This window comes from Burkholderia sp. Ac-20345 (assembly GCF_017104825.1).
Classification (GTDB): Bacteria; Pseudomonadota; Gammaproteobacteria; order Burkholderiales; family Burkholderiaceae; genus Burkholderia; species Burkholderia lata_B.
The window spans coordinates 1-12,194 of the sequence record NZ_JAAGPO010000255.1; the positions used below are offsets into that span (position 1 = coordinate 1).

The 12,194-nt window shown below is 67.0% G+C and carries 8 protein-coding genes; 2 read left to right on the forward strand and 6 right to left on the reverse strand.

Annotated elements, in window-relative coordinates:
* The 5 genes from G3O06_RS42825 to apbC all read right to left on the reverse strand — a co-directional run.
* A partial coding sequence (locus tag G3O06_RS42825; RefSeq protein ID WP_241020531.1) for a lysozyme inhibitor LprI family protein occupies window positions 1-636 on the reverse strand: 636 nt, incomplete at its 3' end.
* Complete coding sequence (locus G3O06_RS42830) at window positions 636-2,915, reverse strand: arginine/lysine/ornithine decarboxylase (RefSeq protein WP_174967720.1); 2,280 nt, start codon at window positions 2,913-2,915, stop codon at window positions 636-638. The genes G3O06_RS42830 and G3O06_RS42825, both read right to left, overlap by 1 nt.
* Before the next feature lie 81 nt (window positions 2,916-2,996).
* On the reverse strand, window positions 2,997-3,566 hold the full coding sequence (gene dcd, locus G3O06_RS42835; protein WP_006398615.1) for a dCTP deaminase: 570 nt from the start codon (window positions 3,564-3,566) through the stop codon (window positions 2,997-2,999).
* A gap of 195 nt (window positions 3,567-3,761) precedes the next feature.
* Window positions 3,762-4,298, reverse strand: coding sequence for a superoxide dismutase [Cu-Zn] (sodC, locus tag G3O06_RS42840; RefSeq protein ID WP_174916422.1), 537 nt, complete (start codon window positions 4,296-4,298; stop codon window positions 3,762-3,764).
* Between the two features lie 133 nt (window positions 4,299-4,431).
* Entirely contained in the window at window positions 4,432-5,523 is a 1,092-nt protein-coding gene (apbC, locus tag G3O06_RS42845) for an iron-sulfur cluster carrier protein ApbC (protein ID WP_205819689.1), read from the reverse strand.
* A gap of 351 nt (window positions 5,524-5,874) precedes the next feature.
* Here apbC and G3O06_RS42850 point away from each other — a divergent pair, with 351 nt between their 5' ends.
* Complete coding sequence (locus tag G3O06_RS42850) at window positions 5,875-6,519, forward strand: OmpA family protein (protein ID WP_174967717.1); 645 nt, start codon at window positions 5,875-5,877, stop codon at window positions 6,517-6,519.
* Window positions 6,520-6,895: 376 nt separating this feature from the next.
* The gene (metG, locus tag G3O06_RS42855; protein ID WP_205819693.1) at window positions 6,896-9,052 is read left to right on the forward strand and encodes a methionine--tRNA ligase; all 2,157 of its coding nucleotides are present in this window, start codon (window positions 6,896-6,898) and stop codon (window positions 9,050-9,052) included.
* A gap of 57 nt (window positions 9,053-9,109) precedes the next feature.
* Here metG and G3O06_RS42860 read toward each other — a convergent pair.
* Window positions 9,110-12,194, reverse strand: a 3,085-nt coding sequence (locus G3O06_RS42860; protein WP_205819697.1) for a translocation/assembly module TamB domain-containing protein, incomplete at its 5' end; no start/stop codon positions are given.

Here is a 12,194-nt window from a genome sequence, read left to right on the forward strand (position 1 = left end):
ACGAGAGTTCATTCTATCGTACTTACTATTGGTTTTGACTAAATGCTCCACCAGCACCCACGACATCCACGATATGTCACCCTCTTTCCCTACACGCCGCTCTTCCGATCCCGGCGCATCCCCCGCGCTGCCCTGCGCGCCGCTCGTGGCCGCGACCGGCACGGCGGCGGGCGGCGGCGCATAACGATCGGCCGCGCCGCGCAGCGCCAGCGCGCGATCGCGCACGGGCTGCAGCTGCAGATCGGCACTCGACATCGCGTACGACGTGCCGCGCGTCGTGTCATATACGGCCTTCAGCAGATGCACTTCGTCCTTGCGCCACGTGAGCCAATGGCGCTGGCTGTCCTGCCAGCCGCGCTTCGCGTCGGCCGGTGCATCCTTCAACAGGCGCTGGTACGCGCCGTCCATCACGGCCTGCCACTGCTGCTGCGCTTCGCCCATGCACTGGATCTGGCCGGCCGGCGACGACCGGTCGCGCCGCGCGAGGCATTGCCGCATCGCGACGTCGATCGGGTCGGCCGCCGCGACTTCCGCATGTGCGACACCCACGCCCGCCAGCCCGGCCGACCCTGCCGCCCAGACGACGAGCGCGGCCAGCGCCGCACGCATCGCCTGGATTCGTCCGTGCGTCGCCATCAGTCGCGCACGCAGTCGACGAAGTACTCGACGCGGCCGTTCACCTCTTCCGCGACGAGGCCGTGGATGTCGGTGTGGAAGCCCGGGAAGCGCTCGTTGAAGTCGCGCGCGAACCGCAGGTAGTTCATGATCGTCTTGTTGAAGCGCTCGCCCGGGATCAGCAGCGGAATGCCCGGCGGGTACGGCGTGAGGAGGATGCTCGTCACGCGGCCTTCGAGCTCGTCGAGCGGCACGCGGTCGATCTTGCGGTGCGCAAGCTTCGCGAACGCGTCCGACGGCTTCATCGCCGGTTCCATGTCCGACAGGTACATCTCCGTCGTCAGGCGGGCGATGTCGTTCGCGCGATACACGTCGTGGATCTGCGTGCACAGGTCGCGCAGGCCGACGCGCTCGTAGCGCGGATGCTGCGCGACGAATTCCGGCAGCACGCGCCACAGCGGCTGGTTGTTGTCGTAGTCGTCCTTGAACTGCTGCAGCTCGGTCACCATCGAGTTCCAGCGGCCCTTCGTGATGCCGATCGTGAACATGATGAAGAACGAGTACAGGCCGGTCTTCTCGACGATGATCCCGTGCTCGGCCAGGTACTTCGTGACGATCGCGGCCGGAATGCCGGTTTCGCCGAACTCGCCGTCGACGTCGAGCCCCGGCGTGATGATCGTCGCCTTGATCGGGTCGAGCATGTTGAAGCCTTCCGCCAGCGGGCCGAAGCCGTGCCAGTGGTCGTTCGGCTTCAGCATCCAGTCCTCGCGCGAACCGATGCCTTCCTCGGACAGGTTGTCCGGGCCCCATACGCTGAAGAACCAGTCGTCGCCGTATTCGGCGTCGACCTTGCGCATCGCGCGGCGGAAATCGATCGCCTCGGCGATCGATTCCTCGACGAGCGCGGTGCCGCCCGGCGGCTCCATCATCGCGGCCGCGACGTCGCACGACGCGATGATCGCGTACTGCGGGCTCGTCGACGTGTGCATCAGGTACGCCTCGTTGAAGCGGTGCTTGTCGAACGTGCGGTTCTCCGAATCCTGCACGACGATCTGCGATGCCTGCGAGATGCCCGCGAGCAGCTTGTGCGTCGAGTGCGTCGCGAACACGAGCGCGCCGGTGCGCGGACGGCCGTCGCCGATCGCGTGCATGTCGCGGTAGAAGTCGTGGAACGTCGCGTGCGGCAGCCACGCTTCGTCGAAGTGCAGCGTGTCGAGCAGGTCGCCGAGCAGGTCCTTGATCATCTCGACGTTGTAGACGACGCCGTCGTACGTGCTCTGCGTGATCGTCAGGATCCGCGGCTTCATGTCCGGGTTCTCGCGCATCGCTTCGCGTGCGAACGGGTTCGCCTCGATCTTCTTGCGGATGTTCTCCGGCTTGAATTCGTCGCGCGGGATCGGCCCGATGATGCCGAAATGGTTACGCGTCGGCGTGAGGAACACGGGGATCGCGCCCGTCATCGTGATCGCGTGCAGGATCGACTTGTGGCAGTTGCGGTCGACCAGCACGATGTCGCCCGGTGCAACCGTCGCGTGCCAGACGATCTTGTTCGACGTCGACGTGCCGTTGGTCACGAAGAACAGGTGGTCCGCGCTGAAGATGCGCGCCGCGTTGCGCTCGGACGCCGCGACCGGGCCCGTGTGGTCGAGCAGCTGGCCGAGTTCGTCCACCGCGTTGCAGACGTCCGCGCGCAGCATGTTCTCGCCGAAGAACTGGTGGAACATCTGGCCGAGCGGGTTCTTCAGGAACGCGACGCCGCCCGAGTGGCCCGGGCAGTGCCACGAGTACGAGCCTTCGTCCGCGTACTTCACCAGTTCCTTGAAGAACGGCGGCGCGAGCGAGTCGAGATAGACCTTCGCCTCGCGGATGATGTGGCGCGCCACGAACTCCGGCGTGTCCTCGAACATGTGGATGAAGCCGTGCAGCTCGCGCAGGATGTCGTTCGGCAGATGCCGCGACGTACGCGTCTCGCCGTACAGGAAGATCGGGATATCCGCGTTGCGGCGGCGCACTTCGGTGACGAACGCGCGCAGCTCGATGATCGCGGTCGCGAGCTCGGGCAACTCGCCGTCCTGGCCGGTTTCGCCGAGCATGAGTTCGTCGTCGTCGATCGACAGGATGAAGCACGACGCGCGGCTCGACTGCTGCGCGAACGACGTCAGATCACCGTAGCTCGTGAGACCGAGGACTTCGACGCCCTCCTTCTCGATCGCTTCGGCCAACGCCCGGATGCCGGAGCCCGAGATGTTCTCGGAGCGGAAATCTTCGTCGATGATGACGACGGGGAAACGAAACTTCATGGGCGATTCTCCAAAAAGAACGACCGCGGCGCGTCACGCGCAGCGGTCACCCGGAAACTGGTGAGACGTTATGCAACCAGATCAGGTTTTCGGCAGCGTGACACCACGCTGCCCCTGATACTTGCCGCCGCGATCCGCGTACGACACGTCGCACACTTCGTCGCTCTCGAAGAAGAGCACCTGCGCGACGCCTTCGTTCGCGTAGATCTTCGCGGGCAGCGGCGTGGTATTCGAGAATTCCAGCGTGACGTAGCCTTCCCACTCGGGTTCGAACGGCGTCACGTTGACGATGATCCCGCAGCGCGCATAGGTCGACTTGCCGAGGCAGACGGTCAGCACGGTGCGCGGGATGCGGAAATATTCGACGGTGCGGGCCAGCGCGAACGAGTTCGGCGGGATGATGCACACGTCGCCCTTGAAATCGACAAACGAACCCTCGTCGAAGTTCTTCGGATCGACGATCGTCGAGTTGATGTTCGTGAAGATCTTGAATTCGTCCGCGCAGCGGATGTCGTAGCCGTAGCTCGACGTGCCGTAGCTGACGATCCGGCGGCCGTCCTCGGACGCGCGAACCTGATCGGGCACGAACGGCTCGATCATCTTGTGCTCTTCGGCCATGCGCCGAATCCATTTGTCGGACTTGATGCTCATGCCTGCCTCCGCCGGACCGTCCCAAGGAGGCTGGCCGTCCCCTCGGGGGACAGCGAACGAAGTGAGCGTTGGGGTCGTTTCATATCTGGGCGCCTGGAAACGCTGCGTGACAGTCGGTGAGGGCCGCTCGCGCGAGGCAGCGGCCAGGAAAGGCGCACATTTTACGCGATCATCGGCCCGCGCACGCGGCGGCCGTCAACGGATCACGCCGCAGGCGAGCGCGGGCCCCGCGCCATGCTGCGGAAACGCGGGATCGCTCGCGTCGCGGTGCACCAGCGCCGCCCGGTTCATCGCCGAGCGCACGCCATCGAGGGCCAGATCGGGCGCGACGATGAAGCCGGCCGCGACGCCGTTCGCATCCGCGTGGATGTTGCCGAGATCGCCGGCGACGCGAGCGCCCGCGCGCAGCCGGTCGGCGGCCGGCGCGAACACCTGGCCGGCGCTCGAGCCGTCGCCCGCGTTGCAGTCGCCGCGTTCGTGTACCTGTAACGCGTGATCGCTGTTCGGCGGCAGGCCGGCCAGGTTGTAGGTAACCTGTACGCCGTCCGGACGCTCGACGAACGTCACCGCGCCGCGCGCCTGCGAGCCGACCGTCGGCTGCAGTTGTGCGTCGGCCCGTTTTTCGTGCGACGAGGAAAAGGAAGTGCAGCCGGCCAGCAGGCCCAGCGCGGCGGCGGCCAGCAGCGCGCACTGCACGCGGCCGGCGCGCACGCCGTGATGTCGTTGTTTCATTCGATCCTCATGCCGGCTGGCGGCCGTTTGACACGACGGCCGCGCCGGGCGGGTAAAGGGACCCGGGAAAAGTCGCCATGATACCGCGCCTTGCGGCGCCGTAAACAGCCTGAGGCCCCGCCCCGCAAGGGTTTTACGTATTTTGAACAACGATCGACGGGAACTTCGACGTCATGTCGCGCGATCGCTCGGCAATCGCCAGCGCAACCCCGCGCGCGATGTCGCGGTAGCGACGCGCCAGCGCGCCGTCGGAATCGGCCGCAACCGTCGGCGTGCCGCTGTCGGCGCGCTCGCGGATCGCGATGTCGAGCGGCAGGCTGCCGAGCACGTTCACACCGTAGTCCTTCGCCATCCGCTCGGCCCCGCCGGCGCCGAAGATGTGCTCCTCGTGGCCGCAGTTCGAACAGATGTGGATGCTCATGTTCTCGACGATGCCGAGGATCGGAATCCCGACCTTCTCGAACATCTTCAAGCCCTTCTTCGCGTCGAGCAGCGCGATGTCCTGCGGCGTCGTAACGATCACCGCGCCCGTGACGGGCACGCGCTGCGCGAGCGTGAGCTGGATGTCGCCCGTGCCCGGCGGCATGTCGACGATCAGGTAGTCGAGCTCGCGCCAGTTGGTCTGGCGCAGCAACTGCTCGAGCGCGGAGGTCGCCATCGGGCCGCGCCACACCATCGGGTTGTCTTCCTCGATCAGGAAGCCGATCGAGTTCGCCTGCAGCCCGTGGCCGACGAGCGGGTTCATCGACTGGTTGTCGGGCGACTCGGGGCGCTGGCCGTGGATGCCGAGCATCGTCGGCAGCGACGGGCCGTAGATGTCGGCGTCGAGGATGCCGACCGACGCGCCTTCCGCGGCAAGCGCGAGCGCGAGGTTGACGGCCGTCGTGCTCTTGCCGACGCCGCCCTTGCCCGACGCGACCGCAACGATGTTCTTCACGTTCGGCAGCAGTTTCACGCCACGCTGCACCGTGTGCGCGACGATCTCCTGCGACACGGCGACGCGCGCGTCGCGCACGCCGGCCACGGCCTGGAGTGCTGCGGTGACGCGTGCGCGCACGTCGTCGTGCTGGCTGCGCGCGGGATAACCGAGCACCACGTCGAGCGTCACGACGTCGCCGTCGATCGCGACGTTGCGCACGCCCTTGTTCGCCGCATACGGACGGCCGGTATTGGGGTCGACGACGGCCGCCAAAGCGGCGTCGACTTGTGCCCGGTCAATGCTCATCGAAACTCCGTGAAAACGTTTTTCTCGCGCGCAAACGTCAAAAAATATCAAATTACGCTGCGAAAATCGGGAAAAGTGAAAGAATCTGTTGCACGCCATTGCGCGAACGCGCGACCCGGCGCACTCTTCGCCTGCGGCATGCTATGGGGCCAAATCGGCCACTAACCGCCTATATTGTAGAGGCTGACGCGTCGCCCTGTCCCAACAGCCACGCTGACGGACAGGGCATGCAGCCACCTCGGCGGCTGCCGCGAGCACAGGCCTGCCCTCCTTTTCCGGGCGGCCCGCGCAGGGAGCCGTAACTGTTGTTGTCGTCGTTGTCGACTCGTTCAACCAAGAGAGGAATCCAAGATGAACATGAAAATCGCGACCCGCTTGTCCGTCTTCGCATTGGCCGGCGCACTGCTGGCAGGCTGCGCCACGCAGCAAGGCAACAATACGGCCGTCGGTACTGGCACGGGTGCGGCGCTGGGCGCAGGCATCGGCGCGCTGGCAGGCGGCGGCAAGGGCGCGGCGATCGGCGCAGGCGTCGGCGCACTGGTCGGTGGCGTGACGGGTTACAACTGGCAGGCGATCAAGAACAAGCTCGCACCGTCGGCAGCGCAGACGGGTACGCAAGTGACCGAGCAGCCGGACGGCTCGCTGAAGCTGAACGTGCCGAGCGCGGTGACCTTCGCGACGAACCAGTACGCGATCACGCCGGCCTTCACGCCGCTGCTGAACGACCTGGCCTCGACGCTGAGCCAGAACCCGCAAGTGACGGCATCGATCGTCGGCTACACGGACAGCACGGGCTCGGCGCAGCTGAACCAGACGCTGTCGCAGAACCGCGCGCAGAGCGTCGTGAACGCACTCGCGCAGCGCGGCGTCAACGCCGGCCGCCTGTCGGCGCAAGGCATGGGCGCGTCGAACCCGATCGCGGACAACGCGACCGAAGCCGGCCGCGCACAGAACCGCCGCGTCGAAATCTACCTGCGCGCAGCGCAGGCGCAGTAAGCGCGCGACGAGGGGAAGGCGCAGGCACGCCGCCCGCGCGGCCCCGCCGGAGAAGGCTTCCGGCGGAGCCGGTAACAAATCGAAAATATTTTCGAACTTCTGTCGCAGGCCGTGGTCAGTATTTACGGTACGCGGCTGGTGTTGCCGGCGCGTCACCATTCTCCTCTTGTCGTTGTTGCTCCGGGGCCGTATCCGCCCCGGTTTTTTTTGCCCGCAGAATTCGTGCTGCACCGCAGCACGTCACCGTCGGGCACGCCGCTTGCGCGGCCCTGCCCGTTTCGGCGCCCGGTCAAGGGCGCCTGCCCGCGTCGCTGGCGCGCGCCCCTGCTAGAATCGCAGTTTCCCGTCGTATTTCCGCCGTTCCTCTACAGACCCTATGTCCGCATCCGACCTCACTTCCGTGCAGGCTGCGGCGCCGCAAGGCGGCCGCCAGATCCTCGTTACGTCCGCACTGCCCTATGCCAACGGGCAGATCCACATCGGCCACCTGGTCGAGTACATCCAGACCGACATCTGGGTGCGGACGCTGCGAATGCATGGCCATGAGGTCTACTACATCGGCGCCGACGACACGCACGGCACGCCGATCATGCTGCGCGCGGAGAAGGAAGGCCTGACCCCGAAGCAGCTGATCGATCGCGTGTGGACCGAACACAAACGCGACTTCGACAGCTTCGGCGTGTCGTTCGACAACTTCTACTCGACCGATTCGGACGAGAACCGCGTGCTGAGCGAGAAGATCTACGTCGCGCTGCAGGAAGCCGGCTTCATCGCCGAGCGTGAGATCGAGCAGGCGTACGATCCCGTCAAGGAAATGTTCCTGCCGGACCGTTTCATCAAGGGCGAGTGCCCGAAGTGCCACGCGAAGGACCAGTACGGCGACAACTGCGAAGTGTGCGGCTCGACCTACCTGCCGACCGAACTGCTGAACCCGTATTCGGTCGTGTCGGGCGCGACGCCGGTGCGCAAGACGTCGAAGCACTACTTCTTCCGCCTGTCCGATCCGCGCTGCGAAACGTTCCTGCGCGAATGGGTGAGCGGCCTCGCACAGCCCGAAGCGACCAACAAGATGCGCGAGTGGCTCGGCGACGCCGGCGAAGCCAAGCTCGCCGACTGGGACATCTCGCGTGACGCGCCGTACTTCGGCTTCGAGATCCCGGGCGCACCCGGCAAGTACTTCTACGTGTGGCTCGACGCGCCGGTCGGCTACTACGCGAGCTTCAAGAACCTGTGCGACCGCAACGGCGTCGACTTCGACGCGTGGGTCCGCCCGGGCTCGACCACCGAGCAGTATCACTTCATCGGCAAGGACATCCTGTACTTCCACACGCTGTTCTGGCCGGCGATGCTCGAGTTTTCGGGCCACCGCACGCCGACCAACGTGTTCGCGCACGGCTTCCTGACGGTCGACGGCGCGAAGATGTCGAAGTCGCGCGGCACGTTCATCACCGCGCAGAGCTACATCGACACGGGCCTGAACCCCGAATGGCTGCGCTACTACTTCGCCGCGAAGCTGAACGCGACGATGGAAGACATCGACCTGAACCTCGACGACTTCCAGGCGCGCGTGAACAGCGACCTCGTCGGCAAGTACGTGAACATCGCGAGCCGCGCGGCGGGCTTCCTGATCAAGCGCTTCGACGGCCGCGTGCAGGACAGCGCGATGAACCATCCGCTCGTCGCGAAGCTGCGCGAGGCGATCCCGCAGATCGCCGCGAACTACGAAGCGCGCGAATACAGCCGTGCGCTGCGCCACACGATGGAGCTCGCGGACGAAGTGAACGCGTACGTCGACGGCGCGAAGCCGTGGGATCTCGCGAAGGATCCGGCCAACGCGGTCGCGCTGCACGAAACCTGCAGCGTGAGCCTCGAGTCGTTCCGCCTGCTGTCGCTCGCGCTGAAGCCGGTGATGCCGCGCGTGGCCGAAGCCGTCGAGTCGTTCTTCGGGATCGCGCCGCTCGCCTGGGCCGATGCCGCGAAGCCGCTGTCGTCGGAACAGCCGATCAAGGCGTACCAGCACCTGATGACGCGCGTCGACCCGAAGCAGATCGAAGCGCTGCTCGCCGCGAACCGCGATTCGCTGCAAGCCGAAGCCACCGGCGCGGCCGCCGCGAGCGCCAATGCCGCGAAGGATGCGAAGAACAATGCCAAGGCGAACGCGAAGCAGGCGGTCGTGAACGGCGCGGACGACGCACCGATCTCGATCGACGATTTCGCGAAGATCGACCTGCGCATCGCTAAGATCGTCGCGTGCCAGGCCGTCGAGGGCTCGGACAAGCTGCTGCAGCTCACGCTCGACGTCGGCGAGGAAAAGACCCGCAACGTGTTCTCGGGCATCAAGTCCGCGTACCAGCCCGAGCAGCTCGTCGGCAAGCTGACCGTGATGGTCGCAAACCTCGCGCCGCGCAAGATGAAGTTCGGCCTGTCCGAAGGGATGGTGCTGGCCGCATCGGCAACCGACGAGAAGGCCGAGCCGGGCCTCTACATCCTCGAGCCGCACAGCGGCGCGAAGCCCGGCATGCGCGTGAAGTAAGCCACACGCTGCGCCGCTTGCACAAAAACGCCCCGCACGATTCGTGCGGGGCGTTTTTCATGGCTGCTCGGCGCGCCGCGCCTGCCCGCCGTCACTGCCGAACCATCGGTCGAAGCGCCGCGTGTAGTTCAGGTCGACGCCCTGGAACGTGCCGCCGTACGCGGACACCGACCAGAAGCGCGTCAGGTTGATCGTCGCCTTGAACGCGTTGGCCGCCGATTGCAGCCCCTGCTCGAAGCCGAGCACGAACCGCTCGTTGATCGCCTTCGACACCAGCACGACCTGCGGATCGGTCAGCCCGACTTCGCTGCGGCCGACCGAAACCTCGTCGAGACCGAAGGTCTGCGCGACGCGCTTGCCGGTCACGCTGCCGAGCAGCCCGAGCGCCGCCGTCATCGCACCCTGCTGGCCGACGTTGTTGCCCTGGTCGGTGCCGTGCCCGAACAGCAGCCACGACAGCTTTTCGTTGTCCGTGACGTTCGGCTCCGACACGAGCTTGACCGTCAGCGACTGGATCGTGCCCGTCACCTGCACGCCGGCCTCGACCTCCTGGTTGCGCCGCATCGCGAGGATGTTGACGCCCGGGTTCGACACGGGGCCGTTGAACGTGAAGAAGCCGTTCTCGATCGCGAGCTTGCGGCCGAACGACGTGTACGTCGATCCTTCGGTCACGCGCACGTTGCCGACCGCACGCAGCGGCACGCCCGGCGCGCTCATCACGGTGATCGTGCCGCGCAGCCCGAGATCCGCGCCGTGGCCCTTGAAGCGGAAGTTGTTGCCGAGGCCGATGTCGATGTTCGCGCGCGGCGCGAGCGACGGCGCCGGCTTGTCCTCGGCCGGCTTCGGCTTCGCGACCGCAGTGCCGGTCGGCGTCTCGCCGCGCACCGTGCCGCCCGGCTCCACGATCACGACATCGTCCGACAGGTGCGGCGCCGATTCCTCCGGCAGGTCGAACAATGCGCGGTCGACGACGAACTTGCCGTCGATGGACAACGCGCCGCGCGGCCCGTCGTTCGTGACAGTTGCCTTGCCCGACAGCGACAACTTGCGATCCGGCGCCGCGAACAGTTCGAGCTTGTCCGCGACGATGCTCGCGGTCAGGTCGGGCGCCTCGCCGTCGAGGCGCACGCGGCCGAGCGCGCGCAGCGTACCGTCGCCGCCGTGGAATTCGACCTGCTGGAATTCGACGAGGTTTTCCGACAGCTTGATGCGCACGATGCCGTCTTTCAGCTGCACGCCCTGGTCGATGAGCGTCGCGGACAAATCGTCGCCCGTCAGCATCCCCGACAGGTTCGGCTTCACCGGCGTGCCCGCGACGGTGAGCTTCAGCGCCGCGCGCCCGCCGAGCAGGTAGCTCGGCCCGAACAGGTTGCCGGTCGTCTTCAGCGCCGGGATGTCGGCATCGATGCGGCCCGACAGCGGGCCGTCGTCGACCACGCCGAACATGCCGTCGCGCAGCGCGAACGGCACGGTGACGTTCGCATCGAGCGTGCCGATTCGGTTCGCCTTCGCGAGCGCCGTCACGTTGAGCCGGTTGCCGGGCGTGAAGCTCGCGCGCGCGGACAGGTCGATCAGCCCCAGCGATGCGATGCCGCGCCCGCTCTCGATCGTCACGTCGCCGCCGCGACGCTTCACTTGCACATAGCCCGTCGAGTTTGCGCCGAGCGAGAAATCCCAGTCGGCGTCGAGCACGACGTCGGTCCGCACCGGCGGCCGCTGGCCCGTCAGCTCCTGGCGGACCTCGAGGAAACGCGCGACCGACGCACCGCTCACGGAGCCCGCCGAGCGCATCTGGCCGTGATCGAACACGAACGACTTCAGGTCGATCGCCGCGCCTTCGAGCGTGAGCCGCGTCGCGCCGAGCGTCACGCGGCCGGCACCGGCCGATACCGTCAGCGGCGACTGCAGCGCGATTGCCGGCGTGCCGCGATTCGCGAGATGCGTGACGGTACCGTCCCAGCGCATCCCGTCGCGGTTCTCCACCACGCCGCCGTTCGCCGCGAGCGTCACGTCGATCACGCGGCCGCCGGCGATCCCGAGCGCCGACGCGTCGAGCGTGTGCTTCGCGCGCGTGCCGTCGAGGTTCGCGCGCAGCGATTTCAGCTTCAGCGAGCCAAGTGCGATGTCGGATGCGTCGGCCGTGAACACGAGCGCGCCGTGCGCGCCGTCGCGGATGTCCGCGCGGCCCTGCGCGACACCGATCCGGTTCGAGCCGACGACGACGTGCTCGGCCTTGTAGGTGGCCGTCACGTTCGGGTGCGCGAAGCTGCCGGTCAGGTCGCCCTGCGCCTGCACGAGCCCTTCCACGCCGAAGCCGAGCCGGTCGAGCTGCGGCGCGTCGATGACGAAGCGCAGCCGGTCGCCGGGCGCGCCGAAGCTGCCACGCAGATCCACGTGGTTGCCCGCGATCGACAGGGTCGCGTTGCTCGGCAAAATGCGCGAGCCGGCGAGCTGCACGACGCCGGCGCCGGTCAGCGGCACGCCGTCGTACAGGCTGTCGCCGAGCTTGAAGGTCGCCTTCGTCGACACCTGCGGCGCAAACGCGCCCGACGCCGTCAGCGTGCCCGACACGCGCGTCTCGCCGCGCTGGGCCGGCGCCTTCGCGACTTTGGCGGGCGCCTTGCCGCCACCCGCCTTCGGCGCGCTCATCGCGGCGAGCAGCAGCGGATCGAATGCGGTCAGCGTCGCCTTCGCGTCGTAGCTCGAATGCGCATCGTGGCGGAACACGCCCGTCAGGTCGATGCGGCCCTTGCCCGCCGTCACGCGCGCGTCGGTCAGCACGGTCTGCTGCGACGTCAGCGCAACCTTCGCGCGGGCGCCGAGCGCGAGCGTCGGGTCGTTCAGGTTGAAATCGACGGTCGTCACGTCGCCCGCGAGCGTCACGCCGAGCGGGCCGGCGAGGCGCATCGGCCGCAACTCGGCGACGAAGGCATTCAGGTCGAGGTTCGCGACCTTCAGGTCGAAGCGGCCCTTGCCGCCCGTCAGCGTGCCGCTACCCGTCACGCTGCCGTCGCGGATCAGCTTCAGCGCAAGCGCGTCGATCCGCTGCGCGTGCGCGTCGAGATGCACGTTCGCGTGCGCGTCGATCACCGGCAGCAGGTGGTCGCCGAGCGTGCCGGGCTTCGCGTTGACGATCGACACC